This is a genomic window from Pseudoalteromonas sp. T1lg122 (genome assembly GCF_002964825.1).
In the GTDB taxonomy this organism is placed as follows: domain Bacteria; phylum Pseudomonadota; class Gammaproteobacteria; order Enterobacterales; family Alteromonadaceae; genus Pseudoalteromonas; species Pseudoalteromonas gelatinilytica.
Genome location: NZ_PQCG01000032.1, coordinates 753752 through 774983 on the forward strand (window position 1 = coordinate 753752; position 21232 = coordinate 774983).

The 21232-nt window shown below is 42.8% G+C and carries 18 protein-coding genes; 8 read left to right on the top strand and 10 right to left on the bottom strand.

All coding sequences use genetic code 11. The features are described from left to right. Positions 1-25: 25 nt before the first annotated feature. On the top strand, positions 26-568 hold the full coding sequence (locus C2M33_RS15855; RefSeq protein ID WP_105174921.1) for a DUF1415 domain-containing protein: 543 nt from the start codon (positions 26-28) through the stop codon (positions 566-568). A 75-nt stretch (positions 569-643) separates the two neighbouring features. Here C2M33_RS15855 and C2M33_RS15860 read toward each other — a convergent pair whose 3' ends face one another. The 4 genes from C2M33_RS15860 to purL form a co-directional block, all read right to left on the bottom strand. Further along, positions 644-979: a YdbL family protein gene (locus C2M33_RS15860; RefSeq protein WP_054551056.1), complete on the bottom strand. Its 336-nt coding sequence runs from the start codon at positions 977-979 to the stop codon at positions 644-646. A 9-nt stretch (positions 980-988) separates the two neighbouring features. After that, on the bottom strand, positions 989-1171 hold the full coding sequence (locus tag C2M33_RS15865) for a YnbE family lipoprotein (RefSeq protein WP_054551055.1): 183 nt from the start codon (positions 1169-1171) through the stop codon (positions 989-991). Beyond that, positions 1164-3632, bottom strand: coding sequence for a YdbH domain-containing protein (locus C2M33_RS15870; RefSeq protein ID WP_158685597.1), 2469 nt, complete (start codon positions 3630-3632; stop codon positions 1164-1166). Before C2M33_RS15870 ends, C2M33_RS15865 begins: the two co-directional genes overlap by 8 nt. A 141-nt stretch (positions 3633-3773) precedes the next feature. Further along, positions 3774-7658 (bottom strand): phosphoribosylformylglycinamidine synthase, encoded by a 3885-nt coding sequence (purL, locus tag C2M33_RS15875; RefSeq protein WP_105174879.1) that lies wholly within the window; start codon positions 7656-7658, stop codon positions 3774-3776. A 311-nt stretch (positions 7659-7969) separates the two neighbouring features. On the opposite strand from purL, the gene mltF reads away from it, so the two are divergent. Together mltF and C2M33_RS21210 are read left to right on the top strand one after the other, a co-directional pair. After that, a complete protein-coding gene (gene mltF, locus C2M33_RS15880; protein ID WP_105174880.1) occupies positions 7970-9439 on the top strand; it encodes a membrane-bound lytic murein transglycosylase MltF in 1470 nt (489 codons plus the stop codon). Positions 9440-9541: 102 nt separating this feature from the next. Next, positions 9542-9712 carry a hypothetical protein gene (locus C2M33_RS21210; protein WP_167350237.1) on the top strand — a complete coding sequence of 57 codons (171 nt, stop codon included), beginning with the start codon at positions 9542-9544 and terminating at the stop codon, positions 9710-9712. Here C2M33_RS21210 and tadA read toward each other — a convergent pair whose 3' ends face one another. Continuing rightward, positions 9713-10210 carry a tRNA adenosine(34) deaminase TadA gene (tadA, locus tag C2M33_RS15885; protein ID WP_105174881.1) on the bottom strand — a complete coding sequence of 166 codons (498 nt, stop codon included), beginning with the start codon at positions 10208-10210 and terminating at the stop codon, positions 9713-9715. Between the two features lie 180 nt (positions 10211-10390). Between tadA and C2M33_RS15890 the strand changes: the two genes are divergently transcribed. After that, on the top strand, positions 10391-11695 hold the full coding sequence (locus tag C2M33_RS15890; protein WP_063703044.1) for an inosine/guanosine kinase: 1305 nt from the start codon (positions 10391-10393) through the stop codon (positions 11693-11695). Positions 11696-11701: 6 nt separating this feature from the next. Here the strand turns inward: C2M33_RS15890 and glsB are convergent, their stop codons facing one another. The 5 genes from glsB to ftsY all read right to left on the bottom strand — a co-directional run bounded on the left by glsB (position 11702) and on the right by ftsY (position 17674). After that, positions 11702-12622, bottom strand: a complete 921-nt coding sequence (gene glsB, locus C2M33_RS15895) for a glutaminase B (protein ID WP_105174882.1) — start codon at positions 12620-12622, stop codon at positions 11702-11704. Positions 12623-12702: 80 nt separating this feature from the next. Further along, on the bottom strand, positions 12703-13566 hold the full coding sequence (gene rpoH, locus C2M33_RS15900) for an RNA polymerase sigma factor RpoH (RefSeq protein WP_054551048.1): 864 nt from the start codon (positions 13564-13566) through the stop codon (positions 12703-12705). Positions 13567-13953: 387 nt separating this feature from the next. Then, positions 13954-14940 carry a permease-like cell division protein FtsX gene (gene ftsX / locus C2M33_RS15905; RefSeq protein ID WP_105174883.1) on the bottom strand — a complete coding sequence of 329 codons (987 nt, stop codon included), beginning with the start codon at positions 14938-14940 and terminating at the stop codon, positions 13954-13956. Beyond that, positions 14937-15614: a cell division ATP-binding protein FtsE gene (gene ftsE, locus C2M33_RS15910; protein ID WP_054560978.1), complete on the bottom strand. Its 678-nt coding sequence runs from the start codon at positions 15612-15614 to the stop codon at positions 14937-14939. The genes ftsX and ftsE overlap by 4 nt, the downstream gene beginning before the upstream one ends. Positions 15615-15667: 53 nt before the next feature. Then, positions 15668-17674: a signal recognition particle-docking protein FtsY gene (gene ftsY, locus C2M33_RS15915; protein ID WP_105174922.1), complete on the bottom strand. Its 2007-nt coding sequence runs from the start codon at positions 17672-17674 to the stop codon at positions 15668-15670. A 209-nt stretch (positions 17675-17883) separates the two neighbouring features. On the opposite strand from ftsY, the gene rsmD reads away from it, so the two are divergent. The 4 genes from rsmD to dnaG all read left to right on the top strand — a co-directional run bounded on the left by rsmD (position 17884) and on the right by dnaG (position 21218). After that, positions 17884-18501 carry a 16S rRNA (guanine(966)-N(2))-methyltransferase RsmD gene (rsmD, locus tag C2M33_RS15920; RefSeq protein ID WP_105174884.1) on the top strand — a complete coding sequence of 206 codons (618 nt, stop codon included), beginning with the start codon at positions 17884-17886 and terminating at the stop codon, positions 18499-18501. Between the two features lie 145 nt (positions 18502-18646). Further along, positions 18647-18862 (top strand): 30S ribosomal protein S21, encoded by a 216-nt coding sequence (gene rpsU, locus C2M33_RS15925; RefSeq protein WP_002957797.1) that lies wholly within the window; start codon positions 18647-18649, stop codon positions 18860-18862. Positions 18863-18883: 21 nt separating this feature from the next. Continuing rightward, positions 18884-19330, top strand: coding sequence for a GatB/YqeY domain-containing protein (locus tag C2M33_RS15930; RefSeq protein ID WP_062568695.1), 447 nt, complete (start codon positions 18884-18886; stop codon positions 19328-19330). A 136-nt stretch (positions 19331-19466) separates the two neighbouring features. After that, entirely contained in the window at positions 19467-21218 is a 1752-nt protein-coding gene (gene dnaG / locus C2M33_RS15935) for a DNA primase (RefSeq protein ID WP_105174885.1), read from the top strand. Positions 21219-21232 lie beyond the last annotated feature (14 nt).

Below are 21232 nucleotides of genomic sequence, written 5' to 3' on the forward strand. Positions count from 1 at the left end.
AAATAATGTGACTTCAAAGCAAGCGATGAATCGCCCAGAAATACAAATGCGCGAATGGGTATCAAGCGTAATCGTAAAATACAATTTCTGCCCGTTTGCCCGTAAAGAAGTTGAAAGCAATTGCATTCATTATCAAATCAGTCAGTCTATTACGCTTGATGATGCAGTAATGGATATGCTTGAGCAGTGTAGCGCATTAGACCAACTTGCAGAGCGCGAAACTACTTTGTTAATGTTTGAGCAAGGCTTTAAGGATTTTGAAGAGTTCTTAGATTTAGTCGATTTAGCCAATGCGCTTTTAGCTGCACAAGGCTATGAAGGTAAGTATCAAATAGCCAACTTTCATCCTGACTATGTATTTGCTGATAGCGATGACAGCGATGCTGCAAACTATACGAATCGTGCACCTTACCCAACACTGCATCTGATCCGCGAAGCCAGTATGAGCGAAGCGTTAGATAACTACGATGAACCTGAATCGATCCCAGAGCACAATATTAAACTTGCAAGACGCAAAGGCATCGACTTTTGGCAGCAGCTGCTGCAAAACTGCATCGATAAGCGCTAACACCTACCGGCGTTATAAAGATAAAAAGCCAGCAATGCTGGCTTTTTGTTTTTTATAGCGATTAAATTTAGTGAGTTATTTTTTTACCCACTCACCGTTCACTTCAATGTAGTGACCCGGCTTCGTTTTTTCGATAGTTTTAGCAGCTGCAAGGGCTTCAACTTGCGCTAACGAAAGATTGTTCTTTTTCGCAAGTTTTAAATATTGCTCTTTACGCTTTGCATTAATTTCATCAACGACCGCTTTTGCTTCGCTGTTATTAACCACTAAACCTAAATAGCCTGAGCTGTCTTCACCTACTAAGCCTTGGCTTTTTGCATCATCAAGGCTGATAGCCCAAGCAGAGAAAGATAAACAAACAGCACTGATCAAGGTGATCACATTTAGTTTTTTAAGTTGTAATTTACGCATGTGTGCTCCTTAGAATAATTCGCTGTCATCACTGAATAAGGTATCAAGTTCTTTATCCACTTTTACGCGGATCTCATGGTCAACTTTTACATTTAAGTTGATTGTAATCGGCTCTTTTGCTGCCACCTCAACACGGTGCGTACAGGCACTCAGCATGCCTACTGCCGTCAGCATTACTAACCACTTAGCCATCATTGCTTCCTTTTTTTGCATACTCTTTCTCAACTCTTTGAGTAATTTCATCACTTAAACGCAGCGCTCTAAGTAAAGTAAATACATTCTCTTCATGATTATAATTAAAGTTCACTGCTTGCTGCTGGGCTTCATTATAACCCTCTAAATTAACACCTAAATGCAACCATCCATCCGGTTTGAGGTTAACACTGCTACGTAGTTTTTTAATATCTAAATTCTCGAGTAAACTCAGCGTGGTACTCAGTTCCTGTTGCTGCGCTTTTACAGCGTCAAAACCCGCATTATTGGTGATCAGTAATTTACCATCACCCTGATTAACTAACTGCCCTTGCTTTACCTCAATGCCCTGTTTACTTATTACTACGGGTAAGGTGCCTGCTAAGCGCCCACTTAAGCTAATCCCTGATTCAGCATCAAGGGTGACCAATTTGCTGGCATCAATATTTTCAAATTTAACAGTCGCTGTTTGGTTATCACTGAGTGGGCAGTACTTATTCACCACAAATGCCCCGCCCATAACCTGACCAGTTAGATTAGCTGCGCAAGGCTGATTAGCCGTTACCTGCAACTGACCTTGTATATTTTTGACCACGGCACCTGCGCGCAGTTCATTGAGTGTAAATTTAGTCGCTGCAATATTAAGCTGCCCTGAATTAAACGTGCCGTTCAAATTCACTGCAAAATCATTCGCTAGGTAATCATTATAAAGCGCACTGAATTTACTTATTTGCACGCGCCCTTGTGCTTGTTGAAGATTTACATCCCCTTTTATAATGCCTGAAACAACCCCATCAGTGACGGTAGCAAGCGGCTCAAACTGAGCAATTATCGGGTTTAGCTTGGATACTGCCTGCTCTGGTATCACCAATTCAAATGGGTGCGCAACCTCAGACATATGATGACTAACAAGTGCTTCAAAACCATCTGCAAATACATGATGCGTTGCCTGCAAGGCGCGGCTTTGAAGAGCCTTTGAAACGACTGACAACTTATTTAAGGTGAGCTCTGCTGTTGATAATTTAGCGGCCGTGGTTTTGGCATCAATATCAACAAATAACTCCCCCACACTGAGATCTGTACTAAGAGTAAGCTCATTGCTGATTTTTGCTGCATTCATATCATCATAAGTTAATGATTTAACTTTGCTATTAGCGTTAACAACTAGGTGCCGCTGGGCATTATGCTCAGCGTCAATTACGCTGGTAAAATCAGCTATCTGTGCACCCGATATTAGGGCATTTTTAACACTGATATTAGTATTCAGTTTAGCTGTAGGGCTAGTAAATAAGTCATCGATATTTAGCTTTCCTTTAGCCCCAATCCCCTTAACCAGAGCGCCATCAGCCTGAAAATCTAAAAATGCAGGGAGTGAATCCAACGACAGTTGAAAATCAGCGCTGACGTTCTCTTCATGCAAATGTGCGTTTAGCTTAAGCTCATCAATATCTTTACTATTAAAATCAATGCTAACTTGGCTATTAAGTGATGCCAGCGGATCCTGTAAAGAAAGGGTCGTATTACTGACTGTCACCTCACTTTGCCCTTCTATAGCTTGCAGCTTTACAGTTGGGATTGATAGCAACTTACCTTCTACACTAACTGGTTTTTCAATGTGTAACTGCCAAGTAAGCGGTAACTGCGCTTCAACAAATGATTGATGCTGCTGGTCTGCGATGGTGTTTAAGCAGTCTCGGTTTGCACTAAGTTGATTTTGTAAAGCTGATAAATCCGCGTATAAATGCTGTTGATTTAATTGATACTTAGCACTCAATTGCCCTTCACTAGCAAAACCTAAGTCGCATTGCGCTAGAGCATGCTGATAACTTGCATTGATTGAGCTTTCAATTCCAACTGTAATTCCATCAAACTTAATCTGTGATTGAGTGGTAAAATGGCTGCTTGTTGGCAATGTTACGAATCGCTCTGCCACTTGCTCATCAAACGTGATGTTGGCTTTGACTTCATAATTAGATATTGCAACGTCTGCATTAAGATCCCGCGAAATCGTAAAATGGTTTAGGCGTTTTTCTTGTATCGCCAACCTAACAGGGGTGTCGGTAAACGGTGAGACTACATCAAGCTGCTCAATGTTTATTAGCGGTCTTTGCTCGGGTAATACCAAGGCAAGCTTTTTAAATTCAGTCTGTGAAGCGTCTGGTTGTTGTTTATTTATAAGGTCACTAACGATGAGGTTAGCGCGAGAAACACTAACCTGTTGCTTATTCGCAATAATGCCAGCTAACTCAATTTGCTGTCCTTGGTAGGTTAAGCATAATTTCTCGATATTCAAATCAAGCTTGCGAGTTAATGACCAATCAACACAGTGAAGCGCAACGCCATTTTTACTGAGCATAGGCGTTAAGTACCACGATGTCAGTGGCAGTCTGAACAGATACGCCAGCAGTGCCATGCTTAGCACGATCCCTAGCAACCCAATACACGCTCGCTTAAAACTCAAAAAACTCTCCTTGCCTTTGAACTTACACTTACTAGCAACTAGCGTCATTATAAACAAAAAGGCCACACATGATAGTGCAGCCTTTTTAGTTTAAACGGTTTGTATGAACCTAGCTTGTATAGCTAGGTACATAACTAAGTTCTAGCCAACGTTTTTACGAGCGTTGCGGAACATACGCATCCATGGGCTATCTTCGCGCCACTCATCTGGGTGCCATGAGTTAGCAACCGTACGGAATACACGCTCTGGGTGCGGCATCATCACCGTTGCACGACCGTCAGTAGAAGTAATACCTGTGATACCTTCTGGTGAGCCATTCGGGTTAGCTGGGTATTGCGTTGTTGGGTTACCGTAGTTATCAACAAACTTCACTGCCACAGTACCTGACTCAAGCGCTGCTTTAACTGCATCAGCGTTTGCGAACTCAGCATGACCTTCACCATGTGAAACAGCGATAGGCATACGTGAACCAGCCATACCATTAAAGAATACCGATGGGTTTTCTTGCACTTCTACAAGGCTAAAGCGAGCTTCAAAACGCTCTGACTTATTCGTTACGAAACGTGGCCAATGCTCAGTGCCTGGGATCAATTCTTTCAATGTTGAAAGCATTTGACAGCCATTACACACACCTAAGCTGAATGTATCTTCGCGGTGGAAGAAGCTTTGGAACTGCTCACGCGCCATCTCATTAAATAAGATTGACTTAGCCCAGCCTTCACCTGCACCTAATACGTCACCGTAAGAGAAACCACCACATGCCACTAAGCCTTTAAATTGCTCAAGTGTTAAACGACCTTCAAGAATGTCGCTCATGTGCACGTCAACCGCTGCAAAGCCTGCACGGTTAAATGCCGCAGCCATTTCTAAGTGAGAGTTAACGCCTTGCTCACGTAGAATCGCCATTTTCGGCTTCGCACCAGTTGCAATGTAAGGCGCTGCAACATCTTCGTTTAAGTCAAAGCTTAGTTTTACGTTAAGACCTGGGTCTTTTGCGTCAAATTTAGCGTCAAACTCTTGCTTAGCACACTCAGGGTTATCACGACGTGCCTGCATTTGATAAGTTGTTTCTGCCCAAATCGTACGAAGCTCAGTACGCGTATGGTTAAGAACCACATCATCACCACGAGTGAATAGCACGCGGTCATCAGCGTTTAGTGCACCAATTTCATGGCTGATAGCTGCTAAGCCGTGATCTGCAAGAACTGCTTTCACTGCGTCTAAGTCAGCGTTTGCCACTTGGATAACTGCACCTAGCTCTTCATTATAAAGCGCTTCGATGTCTGAACCTGTTAAGCCAGCAAGGTCAACAGTTACACCCGTGTGACCAGCAAATGCCATTTCAGCGATAGTCGTGAATAAACCACCATCAGAACGGTCATGGTAAGCAAGTAACTTGTTATCAGCAACAAGCGCTTGCATTGCTTCATAGAAACCTTTTAATAGTGCTGGGTTATCAACATCAGGTGTCACATCACCTAGTTGCTTATAAACCTGTGCAAGGCTTGATGCACCCATACGGTTTTGACCCGCACCTAAATCAACTAATAGTAGTGATGACTCACCTTTATCAGTACGAAGTTCTGGTGTCACTGTTTTACGCACATCTTCAACACGACCAAAAGCAGTAATGATCAGTGATAATGGTGCAGTAACTGATTTTTGCTCACCGTTTTCATCCCATTGAGTTTTCATCGACATTGAGTCTTTACCGACAGGGATAGTTAAACCAAGCGCCGGACAAAGCTCTTCACCCACCGCTTTAACAGCTTCGTAAAGACCTGCATCTTCGCCAGGGTGACCAGCTGCGGCCATCCAGTTTGCAGATAGCTTGATATTTTCAAGGCCACCGATGTTCGCACACGCGATGTTCGTTAGTGACTCAGCCACAGCTAAACGAGCAGAAGCACCGTAGTTTAAAAGTGCAGCTGGTGTACGTTCACCTAGTGACATTGCTTCACCGTGGTAAGTATCAAACGCAGCGGCTGTTACCGCACAGTTTGCTACTGGCACCTGCCAAGGACCGACCATTTGGTCACGCGCAACTAAACCCGTTACCGTACGGTCACCAATGGTGATTAAGAATGTTTTTTCAGCAATCGTTGGTAAGCGTAATAAACGCTGTGCAGCATCTGCCGCATCAATGTTAGCAACGTCTAATGGCTGTGATTGCGCTTTTTTAGATTCCACTTCACGGTGCATTTTTGGTGCTTTACCAAGTAAAACATCAAGCGGAAGATCAACAGGGTTGTTACCGAAGTGGCTATCTTCAACCGTTAAGTGACGCTCTTCTGTCGCTTCACCAATAACCGCATATTGTGCACGTTCACGTTTACAGATTGCTTCAAAGCGCGCGAAGTCTTCAGCAGCAACCGCTAATACGTAACGCTCTTGAGATTCGTTACACCAAATTTCGTGTGGTGCCATACCCGGCTCATCGTTTGGAATATCACGAAGTTGGAATTTACCACCACGACCACCGTCGTCTACAAGCTCAGGGAATGCGTTTGAAAGACCACCTGCACCCACATCGTGGATGAAAGCGATTGGGTTTGCATCACCTAGCTGCCAACATTTATCGATAACTTCCTGACAACGACGTTCCATTTCTGGGTTTTCACGTTGTACCGATGCAAAGTCTAAGTCTTCGTTTGATTGGCCTGATGTCATACTAGACGCAGCACCACCACCAAGACCGATGTTCATTGCCGGACCACCTAGTGCGATAAGTTTTGCACCTACAGGGATTTCACCTTTTTGAACATGCTCAGAACGAATGTTACCTAAACCACCTGCAAGCATGATTGGCTTGTGGTAACCACGTACTTCTTCACCATTATGGCTTGATACTTTTTCTTCGTATGTACGGAAGTAACCAAGTAAGTTAGGACGACCAAATTCGTTATTGAATGCCGCGCCACCTAATGGACCTTCAGTCATGATATCCAGTGCATTAACGATACGACCTGGCTTACCAAAATCGCTTTCCCATGGTTGCTCGTAACCAGGAATTCGTAGGTTAGATACAGTGAAACCAACTAAACCAGCTTTAGGCTTAGAACCACGGCCTGTAGCACCTTCATCACGAATTTCACCACCAGAACCTGTTGATGCACCTGAGAATGGCGCAATCGCTGTTGGGTGGTTGTGCGTTTCAACTTTCATCAAGATTTCGATGTTCTCTTGATGGTATGCGTACTCGCCTTCACTATTCGGGAAGAAACGACCCGCTACAGAACCCTTCATTACCGCAGCGTTATCTTTATATGCAGATAACACGTTTTCAGGGTGTTGCTCATAGGTATTTTTGATCATTTTGAACAATGATTTTGGCTGTTCGATGCCATCGATTGTCCAATCAGCGTTAAAGATTTTATGACGACAATGCTCAGAGTTTGCTTGTGCAAACATGAATAATTCGATGTCGTTCGGGTTACGCCCTAACTTTAGGAAGTTTTCTACCAAGTAATCAATTTCGTCTTCTGCAAGCGCAAAACCTTGCTCAACGTTTGCTTTTGCAAGCGCTTCACGGCCACCACCTAAAATGTCAACTGATGACATTGGACGTGGTTCGTCGTGACGGAACAATTTAGCTGCATCAGCCATATCCGCGTGCGTTGCTTCAGTCATACGGTCATGTAATAACGCTGCAACTTCAGCTGTTTGCTCAGCTGATAGATTACCTTCAACGTAGTATGCAATACCACGCTCAACACGGTGGACTTGGCTTAAGCCACAGTTATGTGCGATATCAGTTGCTTTTGATGCCCAAGGCGAGATAGTACCAGGACGCGGCGTTACAAGAATTAACGTGCCAGCAGGGGTGTGCTCGGCAATCGTTGGACCATAAGTAAGCAGCTTTTCAAGCTTTGTTTGCTCATCAGCTGAAAGCTCAGCTGTAAGATCAGCAAAATGCATGAACTCAGCGTAAACGTCAGTGACTGGAAGTTGTGCCTGTTGGCAACGCGCTAAAATTTTCTGAACTCTAAAATCGGAAAGTGCTGGTGCACCACGAAGGATCAACATAGGTATTTTCATCCGGGGTTAGGGATTGAACGATATTTTAGGCGCATATTATAGTGCAAATAACGTCTAGATTTAACTCAAAATTACGCTTTTATTTAAATAATCTTCATAACCGCTATTATGGTCGCAACAATTAACCAACTTAGTACTCTTTATTTCTCTGCAGGTTCTTGTTCTGTATGACTTATCTCTCAGCAACCCTGTTATTGTTATTAATTTTTAAATAGATAACTAAAACTATTCGCCAAGTGACGCGGCTTTGAAGTTTTGCTATAACGGTAAGGTAATGGTTTAAGGGGCATTTATAATCTATGCAAAAGTTACTCGCTATTTTTAGTTTAGTGCTCATGTTATGTGCGTGCGATATGCAACAGCAATCTTCGCAGCTTGCACATATCAAGGCACAGAACAAAATTAGAGTCGGCACATTAGCTGGCGCGAGTAATTACTATCAAGCACCACAAGGTGTGCAAGGCTTTGAATATGAGTTAGCGCAAGAATTTGCTGACTATGTCGGTGTTGAACTCGAAATGGTGCCTTTTTTCAATCTCTCCGATATGTTTGCGCGTTTAGAAAGTGGTGATTTAGATCTTATTGCCTCGGGTCTTACCTATAATACAATTCGTGCTGAGCATTATCGGTTTGGCCCCACCTATCGTAGCATTAGCCAAAAACTAGTTTATAAACAAGGCCGTAATAGACCACGTGAGTTTGCAGATTTAACAGGCAACCTGACTGTTCTAGCCAAAAGCAGTCACTCGCTGGCACTACAACAATTAAAACAGCTCAATCCAGAACTTAGCTGGAACGAAACAGAAGACATGGATGAAGAAGAGCTTTTACAAGCTGTCATCGACGGTGAAATTGATTACACCTTAGCAGATTCACACACCCTATCACTATTTCGCCGCTATCACCCAAATTTGAGTATAGGTTTCTCGGTTACCCGCAATGACCCTATCGCTTGGCTACTTAGAAAAGATGGTGACGACTCATTATATGCCTTAATGGTGCCATTTTTTGGCGATGTAAAACAAAGCAACCAGCTTTATGTGCTAGAAGAAAAATACTTCGGTCATGTTCGCCAATTCAATTATGTGAATACGCTAGCGTATATCGAAGCAATAAAAGACACTTTACCTAAGTACCAACCTTGGTTCGAGCAATACGCAGGTAACATAGATTGGCGACTACTCGCCGCGCTGAGCTACCAAGAATCAATGTGGAACCCAAAAGCGAAGTCACCAACGGGTGTGCGTGGCATAATGATGCTCACTCAAGCAACGGCAAAACATGTTGGTGTAAGCAACCGCCTAGCTCCAGAGCAAAATATCAAAGGGGGGGCTGAGTATTTAGAACAATTAATTTCTCGCATTCCAGACCGTATTCCGCAACCCGATCGAACCTGGTTTGCCTTAGCGTCTTACAATGTCGGCTGGGGACACGTCAATGACGCGCGGATTATTACCGAACAAGAAGGGGCAAGCCCCGACAAATGGGCTGATGTAAAAAAACGCTTACCGCTTTTAATTAAAAAACGTTATTACCGTAAAACCAAATATGGTTATGCTCGGGGCGATGTTGCTGTACAGTATGTTGATAACATTCGTCGTTATTACGATGCCTTGGTTTGGCTTGACGAAAATGATGCAATTGCGGATCCCGAGAGCGAGCAACAAACCGCTGAAGAAGCAAAACCTGCAACAGAGGCGAGCGAAAAAAAACCAAGCGACAACACTCAACAAAGCAACACAGAGCAACAGAAGTCAGAAAACAACTAACTTCAAGCACCGAAATCTGTTTACTTGTCATCAAATGATCATTATCTTCTAGTAGAAATGGAATGGACCATGCCATGCTTTACTCTCACTTAAGGAGCACACATGTTAAAAAGAAGACGCAAGACACACAAGTTCAAGCGTAATGTTATTTACTCGACAGCGACACGCCGTCGTATCATGCTGCGTAACACGCATAAAAAAGTTATTTGGCGTCGCCGCTTATTTGCGATGCAGTTAATGGAAGCTCAAATTCCTGCAACGCCGGTTGTATAACTAGGCGTTGCGAGCTGCCAGCTTTGCCGCCTTTTTCTCTTCTCTACGACGCTTAAAAAACTGAGATATCACCGCCCCACACTGCTCCCCCATAACATCGCTGGTTACTTCAACTTGGTGATTAAGTCTGGGTTCTTGTAGCAAATTCATAATTGATCCTGCCGATCCCGTTTTTGCATCTTTGGCACCAAACACTAGTCGCTTTATACGACTATGAACCAACAAGCCTGCGCACATCGAACAGGGCTCTAACGTTACATATAAGGTGCAATCTATTAGTCGATAATTATTAAGTACTTTACCTGCTTCGCGGATTGCCATCATTTCAGCATGAGCAGATGGATCGTTATCGGTAATTGAGCGGTTATAGCCATAAGATATCTGTTGATTGTCTTTTACCAGCACAGCACCAACCGGAATTTCATTAATCGCAGCCGCTTCATTGGCGTAGTTTAATGCTTTTTCCATCCAATACTCGTCGCTAAATTGTTCGCTCATATATCACACAAATCTTGTAAAACTGTGAGTAATTATACCTAGTTAGTAAATAAAAAGGGCAATAAATACTGCTACACTAAAAAATTAACGCAAATTTTAGCGGCTTTTTCATGGCTCAATGGACCCATATTGCGCTATAATCTCGCGCTTTTTTTATTTAGCTTACAACACGGGTAGCAAATGAAATTTCCTGGACGCCGCAGGCATAAACATTATTTTCCGGTGGAAGCCAAAGATCCACTAACAAATCAACTTAACTCAACCGAACGACTACAACGTAGTTATATTACGGGTATCGACCAAATTGTGGTGGATATTGAAGCGAAAGTTGATCAAGCTTTCCTAGATGAATTTCAATTGCGCCGTGGCATGTCGCAAGTGATCGATAGCGATATTACCAATGCGTTATACGACAGACTGAAACTCGACAACATGATCGACTATGAGTTTGCCGGTGGTACGGTGGGTAACACCATGCACAACTACTCAACCCTAGCTGATGACCGCTCGGTGCTGTTAGGGGTAATGAGTGAAAATATCAAAATCGGCAGCTATGCATATCGTTTTTTATGTAATACATCTAGCCGCGTTGATCTTGATTATCTTCAACCTGTCGATGGCCCAATTGGTCGCTGTTTTACTCTTATTGACGAAACCGGTGAACGTACCTTCGCGATCAGCGCGGGGCTTATGAATCACCTTCGTCCTGAATCTATCGATAAAGAACTCATCGAGAACTCTTCAGCATTGGTGATCAGCGCATACTTAATGCGTACGCAAGGTGATGAAACCATGACTGAAGCTACCATGCAGGCAGTGAAATATGCCAATGATGCCGGTGTGCCTGTGGTTTTAACACTCGGTACTAAGTTCTTGATTGAACAAGACCCAACTTGGTGGGCAGAGTTTGTCAAAAAGCATGTCGACATTCTTGCGATGAACGAAGAAGAAGGTTTAGCTATCACTGGCTTTGAAGATCCACTTCTAGCTGCTGACAAAGCACTAGACTGGACTGATTTAGTTATTTGTACGGCCGGCGAAAAAGGCTTGTTTATGGCCGGTTACGTAGACGAATCTTTCAAGCGTGAGACAGAGTACCCGCTCTTGCCAGGCGCTATTGCTGACTTTAACCGTTATGAATTTTCGCGCGCAATGCGTAAAGAGGACTGCCAACACCCAATTCGTGCATACAGCCACACCGCACCGTTTATGGGTGGTCCAGACAGCATTAAAAATACCAATGGTGCAGGCGACTGTGCGCTAGCTGCGGTACTGCATGACTTATCAGCAAACGTTTATCACAAACTTAATGTGGCAAACTCAGCGAAACATCAGCAGCCTGCTATGACGTATTCATCGCTTGCACAAATTAGTAAATACGCTAACCGTGCAAGTTATGAAGTACTTGTTCAGCATTCGCCACGTTTATCGCGTGGTTTACCTGAACGTGAAGATTGTTTAGAGCAAGTTTACTGGGATCAGTAATCTCCACTAAAAAATCGAAATATCCAGTTTCTGGGATAAACGCTCAAGGGCCGCTATCCCAGCTACTGAGTTACCATACGAGTTAAGTCTTGGCGCCCAAACAGCCACAGTAAATTGATTCGGTAGCACAGCTAATATGGTACCCGACACCCCTGACTTACCCGGCATGCCAACACGGTAGCCAAAATCCCCTGCAGCATCGTATAAACCACTGGTAAACAATAACGAGTTTAGTTGTTTATTTTGTCTTGCACTCAACACTTTATTGCCGTTGGCATCTTTGCCTTGATTAGCAAGGTAATTGTAAGCTTTTGCTAATTCTAAACAGTTCAGTTCAATAGCACAGAAGTTAAAATAGGCCCATAACACATCATCCACTTCATTATTAAAGTTGCCGAATGACTTCATTAGATGCGCCATCGCGGCATTACGATGACGAAACTCATACTCAGAATTTGCCACTTTCTTATCAATAACAACCTGAGCATTCCCTGATAACTGACGAAATGACTCAAGCATTGAATGCATCGGTGCAGATAAACGGCTATATAAAGCATCACAGGTAACAATCGCACCAGCGTTGATGAACGGGTTGCGTGGTATGCCTTGCTCAAATTCAAGCTGTGTAAGAGAGTTAAAAGCAGTGCCTGAAGGCTCTTTACCAACTCGTTGCCACAGCTCATCACCATAACGTTGAAGTGCTAAGGTTAAGGTCATTACCTTAGACACAGATTGAATCGTGAATCGCGCACCACAATCACCCGCACAATAGGTTTGCCCATCCACTGTATGAATCGCAATAGCGAACTGGTTTGGCTCAACCTCTGCAAGCGCAGGAATATAATCAGCAACCTTACCTTGGCTCAGTAATGGTTGAACTTCTCTTGTGATTTCATCTAATACTTGTTGATAATCAATCTGTGACATACCGCGTCCTTTAAAACAAAAAGCCCCGCATTTGCGAGGCTTTGTAGTCTACTAAAGATGGTTTGCTATAGCGATTGCTATTAGCTCATTGCTGATTGCAGCTTTTTCATCGCTGTTTTTTCTAGCTGGCGAACACGCTCTGCAGAAACGTTATATTTCTCAGCAAGCTCTTGCAGTGTTGCTTTGTCGTCAGCTAACCAACGCGCACTTACGATGTCTTGTGAGCGCTCATCAAGGGTTTTTAACGCGCTGAATAAACGTGCATGAGACTGTTCTTGCCATTGCTGCTCTTCGATATCATCAGCAAGGTCAGCACTGCCATCTGTTAAATACTGTACTGGCGAGTATGTGCTTGTCGGTGCGTCGTCATTGTCGTCGCCCGTTAAGTCAAAGCCCATATCTTGGCCACTCATACGTGATTCCATCTCACGTACTTCTTTTTCACTTACACCTAGCTCATTAGCAACGGTGCTAACCTCTGCTTGGTTAAACCAACCTAAACGCTTTTTGTTTTTACGTAGGTTGAAGAATAATTTACGTTGCGCTTTTGTTGTTGCAACTTTCACGATACGCCAGTTTTTAAGTACGTATTCATGAATTTCGGCTTTGATCCAGTGTACTGCGAATGAAACTAAGCGAACACCTACACTTGGGTCGAAACGTTTTACCGCTTTCATCAGACCAATGTTACCTTCCTGAATTAAATCAGCTTGCGGTAAGCCATAACCTGAATAGCTTTTCGCAATATGAGCAACAAAGCGTAGATGCGACATAATGAGTTGCTTCGCAGCTTCAAGATCACCTTCTTCCTGAAGACGTGTCGCCAACTGCTTTTCTTTCTCTGCATCAAGCATAGGAATAGTGCTAACCGCTTGAAGGTAGCCGTCCATACTTGCGCTCTGTTGACCTGCAGTAAGTGCCATTGCGTATAAATCTTTACTCATTTTTCACCTCAGTGATAAACATTTGAAACCATCTTAGCACTCTTTAAGCGAGAGTGCTAACTTCAATTAAAAACTTTTTTAAAGTTCAAATCAAGTGGTTTTTGTATCTATTTTTAGTCTACGCTAACACGCTGAATAAGAGATGAATTCTAGCTTGGAGTGATATTTTGATAAATTAACAGCGACTACTATTTTATCGCTAAAAGAGCAGTGTAACAAAAAATTCATACCAATCGTGTTAAGTTACTGACCAATTATAGCGACAGATAAATGAAGTGATAACAAGGCATATATTTTGACATATAGTAGTTCTACATGAAAAATTTATAACGCAGTTAGCGCTTTATTTAGCTCGCTAGATTGGTTAAATACTTAAGTCGATTGGTATTACACTTTATCGGGTTCAATTTCTTTTATGTAGCGGTTAACTGATAAGTAAGAACCAACAAATCCTAAGCCTGTTGCAAGCGCGACTAAAATGCCAAACTCTGAGAGTGTTAAACCAATTAAATCAAAGCTGGTTTCATAAACACCCGCAACATCACTTACAGCAGCACCAAGCCACCACATCATTAATGCAACACAAATAAAAGAGAACAAACCGCCAATAATACCGTACCAAATCCCTGTCCATAAAAATGGTGCATGAATAAAGGTGTTTGTCGCCCCAACTAACTTCATCACTTGAATTTCATCTTTCTTATCCATGATTGATAAGCGGATAGTATTACCAATGATCAGGGTGACGGAGGTTAATAATAGTAGAGCAATGGTGATCACGCTTTCTTTTAATAAACTTAAAAGTGCATTTAATCGCTCAAGCCAAGCAATATCGAGTTTACCAAAATCAATTTCTCTTTCGGCTTCAAGCTTTTGCAGTAATTGTTTTGCCGTATTTGGCTGACGGTATCGTGCTGTCGGTGTAACAATAACAACATCTGGTAACGGGTTCGCATCTAAATATTCAAGTGCTTGGCCAAATCCTGATACTTGTTTAAATTCAGTGAGGGCGTCGCCCTTTGATACAAACTCCACTTTATCTACTTCAGGGTAGAGTGCTAAACGCTTAACCAAGGTTTGTGTTTGTTGTTCGCTCATAGTTTCTTTTACGAACAACGAAATCTCTGCTGCATCTTCAAAGCCAGTGCTTACTTGCGATACATTTTTAACCACTAAATAAAGTGTCGCTGGCAGCGTTAAGCTTAATCCTAAAACGGCAATGGTCATCAATGAAGCAAGAGGTGTTCGCCACATTTCACCTAAGCTATGCACACCTTGACGAATAAGATTAATAAAGAAGAAATAAGGCGCTGCTAAAAATGACTTTTTCTGACGTTCGTTTTGGCTGTTGCGGCTTTTAAACAATAAACTCATAGTGCCCCCTCAGCTAACGGATCGTCAATCATACGGCCATCTTTCAGTGTTAGGCTGCGATAACGCATACGCGCAATTAAGCCAATGTCATGGGTTGCAATCAGTACGGTTGTGCCATGATTATTAAAGTCTTCGAATAAACGTAATATGTCCATTGAAAGCTCAGGGTCTAAGTTACCGGTTGGCTCATCAGCTAATAGAATTGGCGGTGAATTGACGATAGCACGAGCAATACCAACACGCTGCTGCTCACCACCTGATAAGGTTGCTGGATTACACTTCGCTTTATCAAGTAACCCAACTTTATCAAGCGCACCGTGAACACGTTTAGCTATTTGCTTGTGGTGCGTGCCTTCAATAATTAAAGGTAAGGCAACATTATCAAACACTGAATAGCGTTCTAGTAAGCGGTGATTCTGAAAGATGATACCAATATCGCGGCGTACATATGGGATCTGGCGTGATTTAACCGCATTCAAATCAACACCATTTATAAGCACCTGCCCTGCCGATGGGCGCTCCATCAAGCTAATAAGCTTCAATAGGGTACTTTTACCTGCACCACTGTGCCCGGTTAAAAAGGCCAATTCGCCAGGCTTAATATGAAAGCTGACTTTTTCAAGGGCACGATGGCCACCTGGGTATGTTTTACTGACTTGCTGAAAATTTATCATTTTAGTTATCAATCATCTTGCAGCGAAAAAGGGAGCAAGCTCCCTTTAGTTAATTATGCGTCATCCTCGTCTTGGCTAAATAGTGCATCAATAAAGTCACTACTATTAAAGGTACGTAAATCATCAATACCTTCACCAACACCAATGTAACGAATTGGGATATTAAATTTATCTGCAACGGCGAAAATCACACCACCTTTAGCGGTACCATCTAGTTTAGATAAAGTAATGCCCGTTAAACCAACACATTCATTAAATAATTTAACTTGGCTAATTGCGTTTTGACCTGTACCTGCATCAATAGTTAGCATAACTTCATGCGGTGCATCTGGGTCAATTTTCTTCATTACACGGGCAATTTTTTCAAGCTCTTGCATTAAGTTATCTTTATTTTGCAAGCGCCCTGCTGTATCGGCGATTAACACGTCAACATTACGGGCTTTTGCCGCCTGAAATGCATCAAAAACCACTGACGCACTGTCTGCACCTGTATGTTGAGCAATCACAGGAATGCTATTACGCTCACCCCATACTTGCAGCTGTTCAACCGCTGCAGCACGGAAGGTATCACCCGCAGCAAGCATCACTGACTTACCTTCGTTTTGGAACTGCTTCGCTAATTTACCAATCGTGGTGGTTTTACCTACACCATTTACACCCACCATTAAGATAACAAATGGCTTTTTCTCACCGCTTACAACCAACGGCTGCTCAGCGGTTTTAAGCATACTTGCCATTTCTTGCTTCATTAACTCGTATAAAGCATCGCCATCTTTTAACTGCTTACGATCGGCTGCATCGGTTAGGTTATCAATCAACTTCATTGTTGTATCAACACCTAAATCGGCTGTCAGTAATTGTGTTTCTAGTTCTTCAAATAACTCATCGTCAATTTTCTTACCGCTAAATATAGACGCAAAACCAGAACCGATATTAACGCGAGTTTTTAATAGACCTTTTTTAAGACGTGCAAAGAAACCTTCTTTCTTAGGTTTTTCAGCAGCGGCTTGAGCAGCTTTCTCTTGCTCTAGGCGCTCTGCTTCCGCTTTTTCTGCCGCAATGCGTTCTTGCTCTAAACGCTCTGCTTCCACTTTTTCTGCCGCGATACGTTCTTGCTCTAAGCGCTCCGCTTGTGCTTTTTCAGCAGCAATGCGCTCTTGTTCTAAACGTTCCGCTTGTGCTTTTTCAGCAGCAATACGCTCTTGCTCTAAACGTTCTGCCTCGGCCTTTTCTGCTGCGATACGTTCTTGCTCTAGGCGAGCAGCTTCTGCCTTCTCTGCAGCAATTCGTTCTTGTTCTAGACGATCCGCTTCTGCTTTTTCAGCAGCAATGCGTTCTTGCTCTAAACGATCCGCCTCTGCCTTCTCTGCAGCAATACGTTCTTGCTCTAGACGATCCGCTTCTGCTTTTTCTGCAGCAATGCGTTCTTGTTCTATGCGCTCCGCTTCTTCCTTTTCTGCCGCGATACGTTCTTGCTCTAAACGTTCCGATTCTGCCTTTTCTGCAGCAATGCGTTCTTGCTCTAGACGTTCAGCTTCTGCCTTTTCTGCCGCAATGCGTTCTTGTTCTACACGCTCTGCCTCTGCCTTTTCTGCAGCAATTTGCTCGGCTTCACGCTGCGCCTGTTCTGCTGCAGCACGTTCTTGCTCTAATTTCATTGCTGCTTCTTGCTCAGCAAGACGAGCTTGTTGTTCTTGACGTTGTTGTTCTGCCGCTTGCTGCTCTTGAGCTAAACGCTCCGCTTCTGCCTTTTCTGCAGCGATACGCTCTTGCTCTAAACGCTCAGCTTCTGCTTTTTCTGCAGCAAAGCGTTCTTGTTCTAAACGCTCCGTTTCTGCCTTTTCTGCAGCGATACGCTCTTGCTCTACACGTTCAGCTTCTGCCTTTTCTGCCGCAATGCGTTCTTGTTCTAAACGTTCAGCTTCTGCCTTTTCGGCTTCAATTCGCTGTTGTTCTTCTATTTGCTTCTGGTTATCAGCCTCTTTTGCTGCTTGCTCTGCTTGTTGCTTATCTGATTTGCCAAAACCAAACCAAGACAGGAATTTACTTTTTTTTGCCATACTTGCTAATAACCACTTATAAAAATCTGATAAACTTACATGAATAATAGTTTGGTGACAGTTCAGCATTTTAGCCAAACATAAACAGGTACCATCTATCGCTAAGGTCGCAATACTATCACTTTTAGCGCAGTAGAAAAATGACACGCTAGCTATTGCATACAATATTATCTGAGCTAGGGGTCAGTTACCAATGATTAGTGAATTAAATGAGAAAAAAATCAACAGCTAACCGCCAAGTGAAAGCAACGAACAATAAATCAGCAAATGGCTTTATTCGTATCATTAGCGGACAATTTCGAGGTAGGAAACTCCCTGTAAAAGATGTGCAAGGGTTACGTCCAACCACAGATCGCATTAAAGAAACGGTGTTTAACTGGCTAATGCAAGATACCCGAGGCGCAGCTGTTCTTGACTGCTTTGCCGGTTCTGGCGGCTTAGGGTTTGAAGCTTTATCTCGCTTTGCTCAACGCGCTACCTTTTTTGAGCTCGATAAAGGTGCCGCTATTCAGCTAAAAGAAAATATTAGCACGCTTAAATTAGATAATGCAGTGATTAAACAAGATAATAGCCTTTCTCTATTAGCTAATAATGCGCAAAACGAGCAATTTGATTTGGTTTTTGTTGACCCGCCATTTCGACAAAACTTAGCTGAAAAAACTTGTTTTTTACTCGAAGAAAATAACTGGTTAACTGCCCAAGCGCTAATATATGTTGAAGTCGAAAGCGAATTAAACAGCCTTGACATTCCAGATAACTGGATGCTTTTAAAAGAAAAAACCGCCGGACAAGTGATTTGCCGCTTATATCAGCGAGAGGCAAATTAACACTGTTTTGCAAACGTAGTTTCTGTTAATATTATCCTTTACATGTGGTGTTGCTTCGGATTACAATACCGCACCATTTTTGAACCACTTGATCGTTATTTGATCAACTTGAGCAACGCTCATTATTTAGGTAGGTGAATTTTTAATGCCAGTAATTAAAGTAAGAGAGAACGAACCGTTTGACGTAGCACTTCGTCGCTTCAAGCGTTCATGTGAAAAAGCAGGTATCCTTTCAGAAGTTCGTCGTCGCGAACACTATGAAAAACCAACAGCTGAGCGTAAGCGTAAAAAAGCTGCTGCAGTAAAGCGTCACATGAAGAAGCTTTCTCGCGATAACGCACGTCGCGTTAAATTATACTAATCAGTATTTGGTCTTGTATAAATGAGCCTTTTATTAACGCTAAAAGATGCGCAAAAAGATGCGATGAAGGCAAAAGACAAAGAACGTCTTAAGCCAATCCGCATGGTACTTGCAGCAATCAAGCAACGTGAAATTGACGAGCAAATTACACTTGATGACGACGGTATTACCGCTGTTCTAGTGAAGCTTGTAAAACAACGTCGCGATTCTTACACCCAGTACATTGATGCGGGCCGTGAAGATTTAGCTGAAATTGAAGCCAATGAGATTAAAGCACTTGAAGAATTCTTACCTCAACAATTGAGTGAAGAAGAAATCATTGCTCTTATTGACTCGGCTATTGCTGATACAAATGCAGCGGGTATGCAAGACATGGGTAAGGTAATGGGAGTTATCAAAAGCAAAGCTGAAGGTCGTGCCGATTTAGGTAAGATTTCTGGCTTAATCAAGCAACGATTAACTGCCTAACCCCCACATACAGATGTATGATTCAAGCAAACCGAGCCTAGTGCTCGGTTTCTTGCTTTTAGTCTTTCATAAACACAGTAATTGTGTTCAAATCTTATTTTAGAACGCAAAGATAGCGCAGGAAAAAACAACAGCTATGGCCGGAAAGATCCCTCGACAGTTTATTGATGATTTACTCGCCCGCACAGATATTGTTGAGTTAATTGATTCGAGAGTTGGCCTAAAAAAAGCAGGTAAAGACTACCAAGCCTGTTGCCCATTCCACAACGAAAAGTCACCCTCTTTTACCGTTTCTCAAGATAAACAGTTTTACCACTGCTTTGGTTGTGGTGCCAATGGCAATGCAATTTCATTTGTTATGGAATACGACAAATTAGAATTCGTTGATGCCATTGAAGAGTTAGCGAGTATGCTCAATTTAGACGTACCTCGTGAACAAGGGGGCAGCTCAGGCCCACAACGTACAGCCGAACAAAAGCGCTCTGATTACGATTTAATGTTACACGCAGCACGCTTTTATCAGCATCAATTAAAGCATCATGCCAACTCGAAAACGGTTATCGACTATATCAAAGGTCGTGGCTTAAGCGGAGAAACAGCGAAAAAGTTCATGATTGGCTATGCCCCGAGCGAATGGGAAGCGCTATGCCAGCAACTTGGCCGCAATAAAGATCAAAAAGAGCAGCTCATTGAGCTAAAGCTTGCGTCTGAAAAATCGCCAGGTCGTCAATTTGACTTTTTCCGTGACCGACTCATGTTCCCTATTCGCGATAAACGTGGTCGAGTTATTGCGTTTGGTGGCCGAGTTATGCAGGCGGATCAAGGTCCTAAGTACCTTAACTCACCAGAAACCCGTATCTTCCACAAAGGCTTTGAGCTCTATGGATTATACGAAGCAAAGCAAGCTCACAAAAAGCTCGACCATATTTTAATTGTTGAAGGCTACATGGATGTCGTTGCTCTAGCCGAGCAAGGCATTGAATATGCTGTCGCAGCCCTTGGCACAGCCACCACTGCAGAGCATATGCACACGTTATTTAGAACCACAGATAAAGTGATTTGTTGTTACGATGGTGACCGCGCTGGTCGTGATGCAGCATGGCGAGCGCTTGAGAATGCGCTTCCTTATCTTGCAGATGGTAAATCATTGAAGTTCGTGTTTTTACCAGACGGTGAAGACCCTGATTCGCTAGTACAAAAAGAAGGTAAAGACGCTTTTGAAGCAAGATTAAGTGAAGCAGATGATTTTACCAAGGTGCTGTTTAATAAGCTCAGCCAAGAGGTTGATCTCACTCAAGATGCAGGTAAAGCAAAACTACTCAGTGATGCCCTACCGCTAATTGAAAAAATCCCCAGTGATTTTTACCAAGAAAATATTTTGGAACATCTTGGCCGTTTAATTGGTCGTACGCGGGAGCAATTAAATAACCGCGTTAAATCGCCAAAACAGCAACATGCTATTGAACGAAAATTTAAAATCACACCGATGCGCCAAGCCATTGGGATTTTATTGCAACACCCTAATTTGGCGACCAGCATAGCCTATATGCCAGAATTAGCAGAAATGAAAATCGCGGGTATTGAATTATTTTTACGCATTCAGCATTTAGCCCTAGAGCGTGAAGGTGTCACCACCGCACAAATTTTAGAGTCATTTAGGGGTGGCGCTGAATATGACGCGCTAGTGAAGTTAGCAACTTGGCAGCACCAAATAAATGACGATCGTTTAGAGACGGTTTTTAAAAATACTTTTAAATTTATTGAAGACCAGTGTTTAAATTATCGACTAGAGACCCTATTAATAAAAGACAAAACCCAAGGCTTAAGCAGCGAAGAAAGGCTAGAATGCCACTTACTGACACAAGCGTTAAAAGGCAGCAACAGCTAGTCAGAATTGAATAA

What these genes read in the sequence shown, in the direction of transcription:
- purL (WP_105174879.1), bottom strand. Translation starts at nt 7,658, where the DNA reads ATGTTGATCCTTCGTGGTGCACCAGCACTTTCCGATTTTAGAGTTCAG.
- C2M33_RS21210 (WP_167350237.1), top strand. Translation starts at nt 9,542, where the DNA reads ATGTTAAAAAGAAGACGCAAGACACACAAGTTCAAGCGTAATGTTATT.
- ftsE (WP_054560978.1), bottom strand. Translation starts at nt 15,614, where the DNA reads ATGATAAATTTTCAGCAAGTCAGTAAAACATACCCAGGTGGCCATCGT.
- rpsU (WP_002957797.1), top strand. Translation starts at nt 18,647, where the DNA reads ATGCCAGTAATTAAAGTAAGAGAGAACGAACCGTTTGACGTAGCACTT.
- C2M33_RS15865 (WP_054551055.1), bottom strand. Translation starts at nt 1,171, where the DNA reads ATGGCTAAGTGGTTAGTAATGCTGACGGCAGTAGGCATGCTGAGTGCC.
- rpoH (WP_054551048.1), bottom strand. Translation starts at nt 13,566, where the DNA reads ATGAGTAAAGATTTATACGCAATGGCACTTACTGCAGGTCAACAGAGC.
- mltF (WP_105174880.1), top strand. Translation starts at nt 7,970, where the DNA reads ATGCAAAAGTTACTCGCTATTTTTAGTTTAGTGCTCATGTTATGTGCG.
- ftsY (WP_105174922.1), bottom strand. Translation starts at nt 17,674, where the DNA reads ATGGCAAAAAAAAGTAAATTCCTGTCTTGGTTTGGTTTTGGCAAATCA.
- ftsX (WP_105174883.1), bottom strand. Translation starts at nt 14,940, where the DNA reads ATGAGTTTATTGTTTAAAAGCCGCAACAGCCAAAACGAACGTCAGAAA.
- tadA (WP_105174881.1), bottom strand. Translation starts at nt 10,210, where the DNA reads ATGAGCGAACAATTTAGCGACGAGTATTGGATGGAAAAAGCATTAAAC.
- glsB (WP_105174882.1), bottom strand. Translation starts at nt 12,622, where the DNA reads ATGTCACAGATTGATTATCAACAAGTATTAGATGAAATCACAAGAGAA.
- C2M33_RS15860 (WP_054551056.1), bottom strand. Translation starts at nt 979, where the DNA reads ATGCGTAAATTACAACTTAAAAAACTAAATGTGATCACCTTGATCAGT.
- C2M33_RS15890 (WP_063703044.1), top strand. Translation starts at nt 10,391, where the DNA reads ATGAAATTTCCTGGACGCCGCAGGCATAAACATTATTTTCCGGTGGAA.
- C2M33_RS15930 (WP_062568695.1), top strand. Translation starts at nt 18,884, where the DNA reads ATGAGCCTTTTATTAACGCTAAAAGATGCGCAAAAAGATGCGATGAAG.
- C2M33_RS15855 (WP_105174921.1), top strand. Translation starts at nt 26, where the DNA reads ATGAATCGCCCAGAAATACAAATGCGCGAATGGGTATCAAGCGTAATC.
- rsmD (WP_105174884.1), top strand. Translation starts at nt 17,884, where the DNA reads ATGAGAAAAAAATCAACAGCTAACCGCCAAGTGAAAGCAACGAACAAT.
- dnaG (WP_105174885.1), top strand. Translation starts at nt 19,467, where the DNA reads ATGGCCGGAAAGATCCCTCGACAGTTTATTGATGATTTACTCGCCCGC.